We start from the raw sequence: 15,714 nt of genomic DNA, 5'->3' as shown, positions 1-15,714 counted from the left end.
TTGATCGCGACTTTGCTCAAGAAATCTGCTGGTGGGATTACTTAAGGCAACTCAAGAACTTATGTGGGAATTCCCCACCCGGTTTGCGGAATCGCTGGGCGAAAAACGGTTGATGAATCATGACTTGCGGTGGTATAATGAAGGAAACTGCGATAAGCTTTTGGGAGGTCGTACGTATGCCCCGACAAGAGAGTGGCGCAAAGGAATTGCGGCTTGGCGCAAAAATTCGGACGTTGCGGGAAGCCAAAAAGTTGTCCGTGACGGAGGCGGCTGAACGGGCGGGGCTTACCGCCATCGTGCTTTCGCAGATCGAGAGCGAGGCGGTAACGCCGCCGGTTGCGACGCTCCTGAAACTCGCCAATGCACTGAACGTGCATATCGGCGATTTTTTTTCGGATGTCGCTCCGCCGAAGCGGTACGAGGTGGTCCGCAAGGGGGACCATAAGCGGGTGGCGCGCCGGCCCACGCCGGAGAAGTCGCCGCTGAGTTACTCGTATGAGTCGCTCTCGTTCCGGCTTGCGGAACGACATATGGAGCCGTTCCTGGTTGAATTCGATATAGATATCGACGAGCAGGTGCCGCCGGTCAGCCATCGAGGAGAGGAGTTCATGTATGTCCTTGACGGCGAGATCGAATTTCACGCCGACGACGAGGTGGTTCGCCTGCACGAGGGAGACAGCCTGTATTTCGATTCAAGTATGCCCCATGCGTTTATCGGCAAGGGCGACAGGAAACCTCGCGCCGTGGTGGTTATCTATCCGGAGAGTTGACCGCAACCGAATGGTTTTCCAGGAGAACATGCATTTGCCCATGGGACCCGATTCGCTGCAGGATAGCATTTACCGGGAACATAATGATTGAAATTCGGTTTCATGGAAGAGGCGGCCAAGGCGCCGTCGTGGCGGCAAAGATTCTTGCCGATGCGTTTTTCCATGAAGGGAAGCACGTGCAATCATTTCCCGCCTTTGGAGTGGAACGCCGCGGCGCGCCGGTGACCGCCTTCACCAGAATCGATGATTCCCCCATCTACATCCGCTGCAATATTTACGAGCCGGACATAATCGTGGTGCTCGACCCGACGCTGTTGCATGAAACGAGCGTGGTCGGCGGGTTGAAGGCCGGCGGCCTCATTGTTCTGAATATTGCGCCCCGCCCCCTTTCAAACCCTGAATTGCAGCGTTACACCGTCGCTGCCGTCGATGCGACCGCTATCGCAGTAAAGCATAATCTCGGCACGAGTACGAACCCGATAGTCAATACCGCCATCCTCGGCGCGTTCGCGCAAGTCAGCGGCTTGGTGCGCATCGAGTCGGTGCTTCAAGCCATCCGGGAAGGTGTACCGAAAGGGCCGGAGCAAAACGCCGCCGCCGCACAGGATGCGTACGAGCAGGCAAGTCTAATTACAACGCCGGCAACAAACAAATGAGTGCAAAAAAAGAGAAGAAACTGCCAAAAATTCTTCCCGCGCCCGGGCCCGTTTCGCGGGCAGGAGTAGTTGACAACCTGACCGGCAGCTGGCGGTACTTGCGTCCGCGATATGAGGAAAAACTTTCACCGTGCATTGCCGCCTGTCCCGCGGGAGAGCGGGTCGAGCTTTGGATCAGGCGGTTGCAGGAAGGCAACCTGGAGGAGGCGGGCCGGATAATCAGGGAGGTCAACCCGTTTCCTCGAGTCTGCGGCCGGGTGTGTTTTCATCCATGCGAGACCGAATGCAATCGTGGGCAGTTTGATCGACCGATAGCGATACACGCCCTCGAACGGTATATCGGCGACCACACAAAAAGTAAGGTCGGAAAATACAAGTTCCCGCAAACCGGCAAGAGAATAGCCGTTCTCGGCGCGGGCCCGGCAGGTCTAACCTGCGCGTTTCATCTTGCCCGACTGGGACACAGCGTTACCATTTTTGAGGCCGAGACTGAACCGGGCGGGCTGTTGCGATATGGGATTCCGGCGTATCGTCTTCCGAAGGACGTTTTGTGTGAGGAAATAGATAACATACTCAGCCTGGGCATCGACCTGAAAACAGGCACGGCGATAAACGACCTCGAAGAGTTGAGACAGCGGCATGATGCGGTTTTTCTCGCGAGTGGTTTCGGCAGCGTGCGAAAACTGGGGATCCCGGGTGAAGAGGAAGAAAGAGTCATCGACGCGCTGAGTTTTCTGAAGCTGGTCAATAGCGGACGGATTCCCGCAATCGGCAAAACAGTCCTGGTAATCGGCGGAGGGAATGCCGCTGTGGATGCGGCGCGAAGCGCATTGCGGCTGGGCGCTCAGCCGACTCTTCTTTATCGCCGCACAAGAAACGAGATGCCGGCATATGCGCCCGAAGTGGAAGAGGCCCAGAAGGAGGGTGTCGCAATTCGATATCTCGTTCAGCTCTCGGAAATCGCCCGCGATGCGGGCGGCGGCCTTCTGGTCGCCTGCGAGCAGTGCCGCCTCGGCGAGCCGGACCGTTCGGGACGCCGACAGCCGGAACCGCTTGCCGGCTCTCGATTCCTGCTGCAGGCCGACACTGTCATCACAGCGATCGGCGAGGCGCCGGACAATCGTTTGATGGAACAGGCGCTCACGCAATCCAAGGCATCCGCGGAACTTCGTGAGAACGTCTTTATCGGCGGCGACCTGGTCACCTCGATCCGCACGGTTTCTCATGCAATTGGGTCCGGACGCCGCGCTGCGATTCTTATCCATGCCTCGCTTGGCGGCTCGATCGAAGATCCGGCAGCCTATCCTGAGCATGACGTTGCCCGTTTTGAAAGCCTGAACATGGATTACTTCCCGCACAAGCCGCGCATCCGCCTGCCCATGTTGTCGCTGCGGGAAAGAGAGAGAACATTTCAGGAAATTTATCGAGACATTCACTCTCATTCAGCGACCGAGGAAGCGGGCAGATGTTTTCACTGCGGCGCATGCATCGCGTGCGACACCTGCCGCATCTATTGTCCCGACATCGCGATCAGGAAATCGGGCGCGGCAGATTACTCCATTGATTACGATTATTGCAAAGGCTGCGGCATCTGCGCATTCGAGTGCCCGCGCAACGCCATGACCCTCGACGAGGAAACGCGGTTATGAAGAAAGTGATCATGGGAAATCACGCCGTCTCGCATGCAGTCATGCTCGCGCGGACGGAGGTGATCGCTGCGTACCCAATCACGCCGCAGACGCAGATCGTCGAGGAATTATCGAACATGTGCGCCGAGGGCAAACTGCGCGCAAAGTTCATCAAGGTCGAATCCGAGCATTCGGCGATGGCCTGCTGCGTGGGCGCGTCGGCGGCTGGCAGCCGTGCATTCACCGCCACCTCGTCTCAGGGGCTCGCGCTCATGCACGAGATGCTCCATTGGGCCGCGGGCGCCCGCCTGCCAATCGTGATGGCCGAAGTGAATCGGGCTCTTGCACCCGGCTGGAACATTTGGGCCGACCAGAGCGATTCGCTTGCCCAGCGCGATACGGGCTGGCTGCAGTTCTACTGCACCTGCAATCAGGAGATTCTGGATTCGATCCTGATCGCGTACCGGCTTGCCGAGACGGTGTCATTGCCGGCAATGGTGGTCTACGACGCCTTTTATCTTTCCCATACATATGAAGCGGTTGATATTCCGTCGCCCGAGCAGGTGGACAAGTTCCTCCCGCCGTACCGGCCCGAATTCAAGCTCGACGTGGACAATCCGATGGCGTTCGGATCGCTGACGACGCCCGATTACTATATGGAGATGCGCCACCAAATCCATCAGGCGACGGAATCGGTTCACCAGGTGCTGCCGGCGATCTATCAGCAATTCAGCGGGATTTTCGGGCGAGCCTACAAGGTCATCGAGCCATACGCTTGTGATGGCGCAGAGCTGGTGCTTCTATCTTCCGGCACAATCTCCAGCACGGCTCGCATGGTTGTTGAGAAACTCAATGCCGCCGGCAGGAAAATCGGCCTGCTCAATGTGCGCGTCTTCCGCCCATTTCCGGCGGAACAATTGAAGAACGTCCTGCGCGGAGTAAAGAAGGTTGCGGTGCTTGACCGCAACATCTCATTCGGACAGGGCGGCATATTTGCACAGGAACTGAAGGCGGCTCTCTGCAACGAGACGCAGCGGCCGCAGGTGATCGGCTTCATTGCCGGCCTCGGCGGGCGCGATATCACCCCCGCTTCCATAGAGGAAGTGATAGAACGCGCCCAAAAACCGGATGCATCCCAACACGAGGTCGAATGGGTGGGACTGAAAGAATGAATCACGAAAAGACGCATGAGAACGAACTGGTCTGTTCCGGCCATTATGCCTGCCAGGGATGCGGGGCGGTGATTGCGATGCGGCACGCGCTGGCGGCGCTCGGGCCGCGCACGATCGTTGTCCTTCCCGCCTGCTGCTGGTCGGTTATCGCGGGGCCGTACCCCTATTCCGCCCTGCGGGTGCCGGTGTTTCATACAGCTTTCGAGACGGGCGGTTCGACCGCCTCAGGTGTTCGCGCCGCGCTCGAAATGCAGGGCAAGAGCGACATCAATGTGCTTGCCTGGGCGGGCGATGGAGGCACGTTCGATATCGGCCTGCAGTCGCTGTCCGGCGCGGTCGAGCGCAACGAGGACATCATATACACCTGCTATGACAACGAGGCCTATATGAATACGGGCATTCAGCAAAGCTCTGCCACGCCGGCGCGCGCGTGGACAACCACTTCCCCCGAGGCGCACCCTAAGGACACTCAGAAGAAAAACATCGTGCAGATCCTTGCCGGTCATAAGATTCCATATGTCGCCACCACATCCATCGGGTTCCCCGACGACCTGATCGCGAAATTCGAAAAGGCGAAATCGATCCGCGGAACCAAGTTTCTCCATGTCCTGGCTCCGTGCCCGTCGGGCTGGAAATATTCGTCGCAATTGAGCGTGCGGCTGGCGCGTCTGGCAACGCATTGCAAGGTGTTTCCGATTTACGAGGTGTTTGACGGTGAAACCTATGTCATCAACGTGGAGCCCGAAGGCAGGCCGGTGAAGGAGTACCTTTCTTTGCAGGGACGCTTTTCCCACCTCACGCCCAGGCAGATCGACGAAATCCAGGCGAGGGTGGACTATGACTGGGAGCATCTGCTTCACAAGGCCATGCTGGAAAAATTCGAATTCGAATGAAGGCCGATCGGGTCTTGGATTTGAAATGTACGCTTTTCTCGTCACAGCGACGCTCGAGGACATATCACTCCGGCTGAGGAACATCGGAAAGGGCGGGCGGCATATTTGAATGCGGCACAATACCTCTTTTTGGCGTGCATGGCCGTCTTCACGGTCGCAATCAACCTGCCGTTCGGGTTTCTCAGGTCAAAGGCGGAAAAATTTTCACTTCGCTGGTTCCTCTACATCCATATTCCCGTGCCTCTCATTTTTCTGCTCCGCAGGGCGTTTCTGGTTAAGCCGGCGGTAGTGCCCCTGCTTGTGGCGGCCGCTGTGGCAGGACAATTGTGGGGCGGGAGGTTGAACCGGGACAACAGCCGGCGGGACTGAAAGAAAGAGCCATGAAGGCAGACCCCAAAATCTTTCTGGCGTTTCGATTTCATGTCAACTTCTATCACTCATACCGGGGAGACACACCGGACGAATTCGGCTTTGGGCCGGATATCCGAATCATCCGCAACACGATAAAGGTTCTTGACGATTTTAATTCGCGCGGGATTCCCGTCTGCGGGTCGTGGGATATCGAAAACTATTTTTCCCTCGAGACGATCATGCCTGCCCATTGTCCTGACATCATCGAATCATGGAAACGCCGCGTGGCCGAGGGCAAAGACGAAATTCAGGTGATGTCTTTCAACAACGGTCTCATCAGCGCGCACACGGCCGCAGAATTCGATGAGGCCATCGGGCGGGCGATAACGAACAGCCGGCATTCGGGTCTGCGCGATCTCTTTTCCGAGTTTGCCCCGATGGTTCGCCCGCAGGAGATGATGTACACGCCGATCCATCTGAAGATGTATCCGCGCCATGGCGTCTCCTCGATCAGCCTGTTCTACAGCGCCGTTCCGTTCAACTCGTTCAGCAATTTCATTTCGCCGCTGCCGCTCGAACAGCGGTTTAACCCGCTCATCCTCTCTTATCCCGGCATAAATGAGACAATGACGCTGTTGCCGGCCTGCAACCACGGCGATATCGTCGACAACATCTCTCTGCGCCGCTGGGTGAGTCGCCTCAGGCAGCAACAGTGCGAACTGGCGCAACCCATGGATTTCCTGCTACTCATCGATGCCGACGCCGACGACGAGTTCTGGTACGGCTACAATTGGCCTCTCGTTCGCGCGCTCTTTTCGACCGCAGGCGGGTTGGACGGGTTGGTCCGGAGCGTCGCCGATCTCGAATATGTAGGCTTTACCACACCCGGTAGGTATGTTGAGAGTCATCTGCCGGTGGGCGAGATTACGATCGGGCAGGACACCGCCGATGGCAGCTTCGACGGCTTCTCGAGTTGGGCCGAAAAATGGTCGAACCATCAGGTGTGGACCGGGGTGGAGCGTTCACGCGTGCTCGAATTTCAGGTGCGCAGGCTGCTCGAATTCGTGAAGAGAAAAGATGATCGTAAAGAGATAGAGACGCTTCTGTCAGAGGCATTGGAGAACCGGCTGAAGTGTATGTCTACCACCCACTTTGGCCTTTCCTCACCGGTGATGAACGTCTCGCGCCTCCGAGCCGGCGCCAAACTTGCGCTCGCCTCTGTCAGGGCTGCGTCGCGCGCATTCGATATCGCCGCCGAAGCCGCGTTACGAAAAAGCCGGCGAAAAGAAAAAGAGACTGCTGCCGAATTTTCACTCATCGATTACGTGCGCGGCGTCTCTACCAAGACCGTCACGTACAAGGCGAAACCTTCCCGCGCGCTCATGAGGGTGAAACTCGCACTTCCCGGCGGCGCAACTGCTGCGCAACTGCTCTCCTCCAGCGGGAATGAATGCCCGTGCGCGCTTCTGGCGCTTCGCGAGCGGGAATCGCCGGCCACTCATGATCTGATATTCTTGGATCAAATGGATGGGAAAGAAAGAAAAGATTTCCATCTTTCGTTTTCGAGCAGTCCTGAATACATGCACCCATGGACACCGGCTTCATTGAAGGGAAATGACCTGCAAAATGAATTCCTCGCGCTCTCCATGGATAAGCGGCTTCATCCCACCAGCCTCCGGTTGGGCGACCTGGAATTTTCCTCCGGCACATTTCTTCGCAGTGCTGTCACGTACGCCGACCAAACGGTCGAAGCTTCGGCATGGCGCCTCGTTGAATCGGCGGTACTGGCCAAAGGGCTGATCGCATTCGCTCGGGCCGTCGCTGAATTTCCTATTGCGGCCGCGCAATCCGTTCGTATTGAGCGGGAACTCCTTATGGCCGCCGGCCTCCCATACTTGTATATTAACGTGCGCATCCAGTATCCGCCGACGAAATCGGACAATTACAGCAAGCGAAAGGCGCGCAAACTGCAAACCCGATACGACAACAACTGGCGCGAGGTAATCCCCTGCGAGCTGCGCCCGGCTTTGCTCGGCCGCGCTGAAACGCCGCTCAGGATCTGGAAGCACAACTACTGCGGTCACATCAGTCACTACAAATTGAATTACGGCGAATTTTCCAGGAACTCGTCGATCGATTCGTTCAACAACCACATCACGAACGCCTGGGTCGCCGTGTCCGACGGCAAGAAGGGCCTCCTCGTAGCCCAGTCTGCGGACGTCAATTCCTCCTTCGCCTTTTGCCCGATGCGTACGCGAGCCGGGTCGGGAGGAACAACGCGTATTTTCCTCAACCCTTTTGGCAGCTACTATGGCAAGCAATTGAATTATGCAACCGCCCATTCCGGCCTGGGAAGATATATGGCAGTGAAAATGGCCGATCATCTCGATCCTTCGGCCCCCTCTTACAACGGCCGGACAGAAAAGTTCTCCCTCATGATTGCCCCGTATGAGGGGGATGCGCCGCCCGAACAGATTCTACATGATGCCGAGGCCTTCGCATATCCTTACGCGGTGGTGTCCCGTTCCGAGATCATCTGCCCTCCCGCGCACCGGGACTGGACATTTGGGGGAGAAGCGCAAGAGTGGGGCAGATGAAATCCCGGCCATGCACCCTGTCCAAATGGGATTGGCGCGAGCTAACAGAACCTTCCTCTCCGGTTTTCATATCCCGTTCTTAGTCAGATGAGCCCTTTTTTTCCGAAGAGCAACACCTCAGAGTTACAATTTGACAACCATTTAACTTGACAATGTATGCCTCGGCCGGTATACTTTTGCCGCCTTCTTTCCTGCGCGCGGGCACGTTCCATGCTGCCTGTGGAGAAAGAATCGCGTGCCTTTTCCAGTCCATCGCTTGTGCGTCAGGAAGGCGGTTTTGTGGATGGGGCAAACGTTTTCGTTGTAAGAAGAAAAGGTGAAAGGAGTCCGTTGTGCGCAAGGAACAGGGATTCTTTTTCCTCATTCTGATTTGCGGTCTCCTATTGTTTCATAATCCAGTTTCCGCGTTCGAAATTGAAGAGGAGGCGGCGGGCGCCGGACCACAGATTGTTCCGTATCTCATCAATTTCAACTGGGGACCGGGCTCCGGCGCCATCACGATGTACGATCCATGCACATATTCCCCCATACTAACCCCGGAATTCAACTTGTCCACCGGTCTCAACAATCCGGCCGCGTACGTTCGGGGCGCTCATCTTGAAATCAAAGTTAAATGGTATGTTCGATGGGGAACTGTGACTGAAGCGATGGTCGGAGCTAAAGGCAGTTTGGGCGGATTACCTGCCACGCTGGTGACGTTCAGCGGTTCGACTTCAGACTGGATAACAATGTCTCCGCCCGACCCTCTTCCCGATGAGATCGCGGTGAATGAGGTTTCATGGACGTGGGGTTACAAGATTGGAGCAGACCCGGTTAGAAAAATTGGAACCTCTACTCATGCGATATACGGACTGAACGCAGCCCCGATCACCTCTCCGGTCTATCGTCCGCTGGTTGAATGGACCACCGACTGGTGCCTGGGACTTCCGGACGATGACAAGGCCATTGCCGATGCGATCATGGCCGGTTTCGCCGCGACGGGAGTCATCAAATACGGCGCGTCCGGCTGGGATACCGCCGAAATCCTTTGTTCGAGGGATGGCATGTGCGGCGGAATGAAAGAGGTCTTCTACGACGCGTGCGGCACGCAAGGCGTTCACGTCGCCCGCAGTTGCTATATCCTGAAAGATGCTGATTCCGGCGCGGAATACAAATGGAACAGCATGATTATCTTCTCGGCGGGTGTCGGACGCACCGAGCCAACCTTCAGCTCGCAGAAAATCCGCGAGGTTGATGCCGTTTACCCCTGCCCGCTGTATCTGGGTGATAGTTCTTCCAGCGACGACGTTTTTGTGGAGACCAGGCGCGCCTATGAATTTTTCGCTCCATATGACGGCCACTGCATCAATTTTCTCGAATACGGCGGCAACCTGTACCTTTATGACCTTTCTTTCGGGACCGGCCCGTGGCCCGATACGTTCACGGCGCTGCCTTACGGTAATAAGAGCGGGACTCAGCTCTACGGGTTCAGAGAAAACTATATGAACACGGCCCTCGATTACATGAGGGGACAGATATATTACAGCACCGGCGGGCCATGCTCGGTTCTGAGCACAAAGATGGATATCGATTCACACATCATTCCGTACGAGAGCGACGAGTTTCTCTATAATTGGTCGACCAATCCGTGACCGCAGGCGAAGGGAAAGGGTGAAAAGAATGAGGATGAACGCTTTTTTCGCAATGTGTCTGCTTCTCTTGTTGCCTGCCGGTTTGGCTGCCGAAACGGCCAACACGAAACCCGATGACGATAAGCTGCTGCAGTCGATTCGCGTCGTCGTGGATGCTCCGCAGGCGAAGGTGAATTGGATCGAATTGACTGAGGCCATTGACGGTCTTGGGGCCGGCAAAAAGGATGAGGCGGCGCCTCTCCTGATTTTAATCCTTAGGCGAGAAAGCCCGTTGATCTCGTCGGAAGACGCTCCTTTGCCGGGCGTGATGCCGCCGCTGGAAATGGTGCAATCTGCCGCGATTGAGGCGCTGGTGAAGCTTCAGGCGGGTGAAGCCGCGCCTGCCATTGAAGATTTGGCACGCGCCACCAAGTTCCAACTGCTTAGGGAGCGGGCATTGGAGGCATTGTCAGAGTTGAGATAGCGGGTCAGAAATCAATCAGGCAAGTCGTAATCCGAAAGTAAAAGGGCGGTCTTCGGGCCGCCTTTTCCGTTTCTGACTGGGTCGGCTGGTTCTTGTCCCGGGAGCACATTCCACCAATTCAAAAAGTTGTGAATCCAGATGACGTCAGGCCCTCTCGCTCGTGCGATAGTTTTTGTAGCGCGCGAGCAGGGAAAACACCTCGGCGACTTCTCTGAACGAGCCATCGATCCAGGGGATCCCCTTTTCATTCATTTTGGAAACCATGACGCGGCGGTAACGATCAAAATCCTCGTGGTTCTGGCGCTGCTGCTGCAGGAGCGCGAAGACCGGTTTCTGAATTCTCGTCGTATAGGTGGCGAGCATATCCGTAATCATCTCGACTGCCAGCACACGGCTCTCCTCGCTCTTTATATTCGAAAGATAGTCCGCCGCGACCAGCACAAGAAGGGAATCGATGTTCGGGTCGGCGCCCACGGCCTCTATGAGCTGATTGAGCCGCATCATGCCAACTGCGCCCGGATCGATCGGGTTCTTTACGTCCACGTTCTCCTCGGGCAAGAGCGAGCGAAGCTTATCCTGCGTTTCTGCCGTCAGGCGGGAGAGGCTCAGGCCGGGCTGCAGGGAAAAAATGTCGGAGATGCTCACGCTGTTGCCGCCGCCAGGGGAAAAGATGGCCATACGCGAACCGGGCAACTGGAATTGCGGCTGCAAAATGCGAAGCAGCCGGAGCATCTGGTGCAAATCCGGCACGATGATCGCTCCCGCCTGCCGCATGGCCGACGTGAATATCTGCTCATTACCCGCGATCGAACCGGTATGCGTCGCGGCCGCCGATTTGCCGGTGGCGGTGATACCACCCTTCCACACCAGTACCGGCTTGCGCCGGGAAACGTGCTTGACGGCTTGAAGGAAGCGCCTTCCATCTTTCACCGACTCGATGTAGATGCCGACAACTCCGATGGTGTCGTCGGCGCCCATATATTCGAGCAGCTCGCTTATCGAGACATCAATCTGGTTTCCAAGAGAGATGACCTTATTAAAATTGATGCCGGAGTCCATCCCACCCAGAATAACGTTAACCGCATGCCCGCCCGACTGCGAGATGAACCCGATTGAGCCAGGTCGATCCACGATCTCCCAGTGTTCGCGCCAGAAACCGGTGCGCCCCTGCTGGCTGTACACTCCCATGCAGTTGGGACCGACGACGCGAAAACCTTTCTCTCGCGCCAGGCTCAATATCCGCGCTTCCAGGTCGTGCTTGTTTATTTCGCCGAAGCCGGAGGTATGAATGATGACGAATTTCACTTTTCCCGGCTGAACGCTGCTCAAGACGTCGGGACAATGCTCTGCCGGCACGGCGAGGATTGCGACGTCGATGTCGTCCGGCACCGCTCCCAAGTGGGGGTAACACGGCAAGTCAAGCACCTCGGCATATTTCGGATTAACCGGATAGATTTTTCCCTCGTACTTCATGAGCTGGAGAAACCGGGAGAAATTGAACCGGCCCAGCGCCGATTTTGGAGATGCGCCCACGTGCGCGACAGACTTGGGAAGGAACAAGGGGGCAAGGTTGGTCTTTTGATTTTCAAGTTTGGCGGTCGTCTTTGCCATGTGGCCTCCGGATTTAGATTTCGGTCGAGCGAGAAGAAATGTCCGCCATATTGTAGTGAATCCGCTGCGACGGGTCAAATTTCGTTTCCAGAGGTTGCACTCTCACCGTTCGGAGGATAACGGTCATCACAGATGACAAGGCAAGGTCGTTGACATATTCTTTGGACAGGTATCATGAGTGGCGAACGGCCGATGCGGCGGAAGGCGAATTATCTTTGAGCGGCTATGCGCTCTTGCTGTTCAAGGATATAGAGCGCCCAATCGGCTCTATTCTTTAGATACAGCCCAGCAAGTCGATTAAATTCCTCGGCCTGTTCGAGATTACCTTTTGCGAGCCAGACCTCCGCCAACCAATAATAACTCTGCCCGTTCTTCGGATCGAGCCCGATCGAGCGCTCCAGTATGCTGATGGCTGCATCTGGGTTTCCGCCTTCCAGAAGCGCTTGGCCCTGCTGTGTCAACTGGAGTGAAGCGGCGGCTCGGGGGTTCTCACTCCCCCTACCCAAGGGCGCCTGTTCAGGGGGTGGAATATCGCTTCTTCTGATGATCAGCGGCCGCTCGGAATACGTTCCCGCGCAGGCGGAAGTGATTAAGAATAATCCTGCCACGCAAGCCGCGAAGACGCCTTTACCAGTTATTGATAATAGCTTTACCATTGTCCCATATCTGCCGTAATCGGTCCCGGGATATATGATGCGTGCACCGTTGCTTAGGCGCATTCTCTTCAAGAAAGATCTCTGTCGTCCAATGGGGACATGTCCTGACCGCTAATTCGCCGCTGTCAGGACAGATAACCCGCTTGACCACGCCTGGCGGCGCTTCAAACCACTCGCCTGAAGTATACTGGGGGATGGCCTTGACCAGTTCCGCCCAGATCGGCATTGCTGCCGTTGACCCCGGCGCATGGGTCGAGGCTTCGTTGTCGAAGCCTACCCATATCAAAGCAAGGATGGTGGGAGTATATCCGATAAACCACGCGTCCCGAAAATCGTTGGTCGTGCCCGTTTTTCCGGCGACCGGGAAGCTAATTCCCATCTCCTTCAGCGAGCTCGCAGTTCCATCCGTGACTACGCTCCTCAAAAGCGAAGTCATCACATACGATTTGGCGGGCGATATGGCGTTGTCAATCATCATATGCCTCCGCTCAAGCGTCGTTCCCCTCTCGTCGACGACTTCCTTTAGAGAGAGCGGATAGGGAAGAAGGCCATCGGCAGCGAATGCGCAATATGCGCGCGCAAGCTCCAACGGTACAACTTCAAATGCCCCCAGCGACAGCGACGGAACCGCTTTGAAGCGTGTGGAAAACTGGAATGCCGCCGCCATCTCGATTATTGGACCCAGCCCGCTGTCCATCGCCAGGTTCACCGTGGCGATGTTAACCGATCGGGACAACGCATCACGCACGCTCAGATATTCATCCGGTATCGGCCTGAAATTGCGCGGCTCCCATGGCTCTCCGTTCACCTGGTATGCGACGGGTTTGTTCGAAATTCTGGATGCCGGCGTCACCCGGTCCAGATAACTCAGATAGACAAACGGCTTGAAGGCGCTGCCGGGCTGCCGCCGCGCCTGTGTCGCGCGATTGAATTGTGAGACGCCGTAGTCACGTCCGCCGGCCATGGCGATAATATACCCCGTCTTCGGTTGAATTACGACTACTGCGCCCTGTATTTTCTCCTTCGGATCCTGGCGATTTATGGCCGGGTTTGAATGCTCAAGACGGGTCAACCCTCTCTCAAGAGCTCTTTCGGCAGCGAGTTGTACCTGAGTATCAAGCGTGGTGTATATCGAGAGTCCCAGGCTTGCGAGGTCATGAGGAGAATAAAGTGAAGCGAGCTGTTCCTTCAGATAATCTATGAAATATGGCGCCTGCTTCTTGAAATCTGTGGCGCCCGCGGTTGCTATGCTGTCAGAAAGCCCCTTTTCCAATTCCTCCTTGAAGATCCAGCCGTTATCGAACATGGCATGAAGAACCCGATCCCTCTGCTCGCGGCATTTCTCCTTGTCAACGTACGGGGAATATCGGTTTGGCGCCTTGATAAGTCCTCCTATCGAGGCCGCCTCGGAAACAGAAAGCTCATCCACCGGTTTGCCGAAATAAAAGAAGGATGCCTCGCCGACGCCGTTAATGGAAACCGCCCCCTTCTGCCCGAGGTATATCTCGTTCAGGTACATTTCGAGGATTTCATCCTTCGTGTACTTCAGTTCCACGACCAGGGATATGAGAATTTCCTTTAGCTTGCGGACGATTGTCCGCTCGTGATAAAGAAAATAGCATTTGGCGAGCTGTTGGGTAATCGTAGAGCCGCCTTGCACAACAGCGCCGCGATCCAGATTAGCAAAGAACGCGCGCGCCATTCCGCGCGGGTCTATCCCGTTGTGGTCGTAAAAGCGTTTGTCCTCCGCGCTTACTACAGCGCCTATCAAATGCCGGGGGGCCTGTTCGATCGATATCAGTTGGCGCCGCTCGCGCTCGAGGCCAAAGAGGGTGGCGATTTCCTCGGGCTCAAGTTCGAGAATTGGCAGAAAATCCTGCGTCTTCAGGTTCACGATCGAGCCGAACTCATTTTCATGCAGGCCGATTCGCACCGCGAAACCCGATTTCCGATGAGGCGGCAGATCGAAATCGTGCAGGAAGATTTCAATGGCGTCATCGGAAATCCTCATTTCGCCCTTGCGCTGAGGCGAATGAAAGACCTTTCGATAGCCAAGATGCTCCAGTTTCTCCAGAAAAAGATCGCTGTTAATCCGCTGGCCGGGATAAACGATAGTCGAGTCGGAAAACACTTTTGAGGGAATGCTCCAGCGCCGGCCTGAGAACCTTTTCTCGATCTTGAGGGAAAGGAAGAGACAATAAATTATCAAGATCACGCAGGCGGCGCCGAAAACGGCGCATCCCCACGCCAGCAAGCGGCGCACCTCGAAGTATCTACGGCTCTTTTTCTTCATATGCGATATGTTACCTAATCCAGCAAGTAATATTCGACGGTCGTTACCACGCGGACGTTTTTTCGCTCAGCAGTGTATCGGTCGCGGTCTTCGATCGAGAAAAATCCTTGCGTCGCTTTTCGGATGGCGCCGACTTTGCCGCCGGAATCGCGGGCAAATTGCTCTGCAGCCGCGCGTGCGTCCTTGGTCGCATGCGCAATCATTTCAGGCTTTATCCTGTCGAGGCTCGTGAAGAGGAATTCAGCGCGCTGGCCGTACTCGCTCCCCTCAAGAACAATCCCATTGCCAACAAGTTCACCCGACCGCTCCATCACCTGCTTGCACAGCGCCACGTTGGGCGACCTCAAGATAATGGTGCGCCGAGCCATATACCGGTATTGGCGCTGTTCGCCCGGCTGCATGTAGGGCTGAGCTTCGAAATCGGTTATCTCAATAGGCGATTCCGAAAGATCGGTTTCGGCAAAGCCAGCGCTGGTAAGGAAAGCCCTGACGGTTTTGCGGTCGGCGTCGATCGCGCTCTGGAGTTTTCCCAGGTCGTTTCCCGTCTCCTTGAACGTGATGGGCCAGATCACCAGGTCGGCATCGACGACGCATTCGGCCAGGCCTTTGACTGTGACATATCGCTGGGCGGCCCGCGCCTTATAGAGGGCGTCCCCGATGAGATAACCGGCAATTACCAGACCAAGCGCCAGACTGATTCCCAAAAACGCCGATGAAGCCAACGAGCCGTTCTTCATTTCGCCTCCCGGATGTCAGAGTTATTGCCAGGCTTCAATCTCTTACGTTGAACATCGACGATATGAGAAGCAGGGGAAAACCATTGGGTGGGGTCGACCAACACAATACCATAGTCGCGCCATGAATGCAAGTCAGCTAATATTCCGGCTTTATTCCGGCTAGGGCTTACGCATCTAAATCGGCCCTTGGGGGCGGATTTTTGCTGACTGCTCCTTCTTATTGGCTCTGTTGGGTTTCCTTTGTGGTTTTGGAGAT

General features: G+C 56.0%; 13 protein-coding genes. 9 read left to right on the top strand and 4 right to left on the bottom strand.

From position 1 onward, the window contains the following. Positions 1-119: 119 nt before the first annotated feature. From C4520_13785 to C4520_13745, 9 genes are all read left to right on the top strand, one after another. Positions 120-770, top strand: coding sequence for a cupin domain-containing protein (locus tag C4520_13785; protein ID RJP18845.1), 651 nt, complete (start codon positions 120-122; stop codon positions 768-770). 83 nt (positions 771-853) lie between these two features. Further along, positions 854-1,426, top strand: a complete 573-nt coding sequence (locus C4520_13780) for a pyruvate ferredoxin oxidoreductase (GenBank protein ID RJP18844.1) — start codon at positions 854-856, stop codon at positions 1,424-1,426. Continuing rightward, the gene (locus C4520_13775; protein ID RJP18843.1) at positions 1,423-3,075 is read left to right on the top strand and encodes an FAD-dependent oxidoreductase; all 1,653 of its coding nucleotides are present in this window, start codon (positions 1,423-1,425) and stop codon (positions 3,073-3,075) included. The genes C4520_13780 and C4520_13775 overlap by 4 nt, the downstream gene beginning before the upstream one ends. Further along, positions 3,072-4,226: a pyruvate ferredoxin oxidoreductase gene (gene porA, locus C4520_13770; GenBank protein RJP18842.1), complete on the top strand. Its 1,155-nt coding sequence runs from the start codon at positions 3,072-3,074 to the stop codon at positions 4,224-4,226. The genes C4520_13775 and porA overlap by 4 nt, the downstream gene beginning before the upstream one ends. Further along, complete coding sequence (locus C4520_13765; protein ID RJP18841.1) at positions 4,205-5,119, top strand: pyruvate synthase subunit beta; 915 nt, start codon at positions 4,205-4,207, stop codon at positions 5,117-5,119. Before porA ends, C4520_13765 begins: the two co-directional genes overlap by 22 nt. A 138-nt stretch (positions 5,120-5,257) precedes the next feature. Next, positions 5,258-5,488 carry a hypothetical protein gene (locus C4520_13760; GenBank protein RJP18846.1) on the top strand — a complete coding sequence of 77 codons (231 nt, stop codon included), beginning with the start codon at positions 5,258-5,260 and terminating at the stop codon, positions 5,486-5,488. Between the two features lie 11 nt (positions 5,489-5,499). Continuing rightward, positions 5,500-8,067, top strand: a complete 2,568-nt coding sequence (locus C4520_13755; protein ID RJP18840.1) for a hypothetical protein — start codon at positions 5,500-5,502, stop codon at positions 8,065-8,067. Positions 8,068-8,399: 332 nt separating this feature from the next. Beyond that, a complete protein-coding gene (locus C4520_13750) occupies positions 8,400-9,698 on the top strand; it encodes a hypothetical protein (GenBank protein RJP18839.1) in 1,299 nt (432 codons plus the stop codon). Between the two features lie 34 nt (positions 9,699-9,732). Then, complete coding sequence (locus C4520_13745) at positions 9,733-10,161, top strand: HEAT repeat domain-containing protein (GenBank protein RJP18838.1); 429 nt, start codon at positions 9,733-9,735, stop codon at positions 10,159-10,161. 144 nt (positions 10,162-10,305) lie between these two features. On the opposite strand, the gene C4520_13740 is transcribed toward C4520_13745, so the two are convergent. The 4 genes from C4520_13740 to C4520_13725 form a co-directional block, all read right to left on the bottom strand. Continuing rightward, entirely contained in the window at positions 10,306-11,772 is a 1,467-nt protein-coding gene (locus C4520_13740) for a hypothetical protein (GenBank protein RJP18837.1), read from the bottom strand. Between the two features lie 209 nt (positions 11,773-11,981). Next, entirely contained in the window at positions 11,982-12,491 is a 510-nt protein-coding gene (locus C4520_13735; protein ID RJP18836.1) for a tetratricopeptide repeat protein, read from the bottom strand. Further along, the gene (locus C4520_13730; protein ID RJP18835.1) at positions 12,400-14,721 is read right to left on the bottom strand and encodes a PBP1A family penicillin-binding protein; all 2,322 of its coding nucleotides are present in this window, start codon (positions 14,719-14,721) and stop codon (positions 12,400-12,402) included. The genes C4520_13735 and C4520_13730 overlap by 92 nt, the downstream gene beginning before the upstream one ends. A 14-nt stretch (positions 14,722-14,735) precedes the next feature. Further along, positions 14,736-15,458 (bottom strand): SIMPL domain-containing protein, encoded by a 723-nt coding sequence (locus C4520_13725; GenBank protein ID RJP18834.1) that lies wholly within the window; start codon positions 15,456-15,458, stop codon positions 14,736-14,738. Positions 15,459-15,714: the final 256 nt, after the last annotated feature.

It is taken from the genome of Candidatus Abyssobacteria bacterium SURF_5, assembly GCA_003598085.1.
Lineage (GTDB): Bacteria > Abyssobacteria > SURF-5 > SURF-5 > SURF-5 > SURF-5.
Note: the sequence above shows the minus strand (reverse complement) of the source record. Positions and strands in the feature narration are given on the sequence as shown.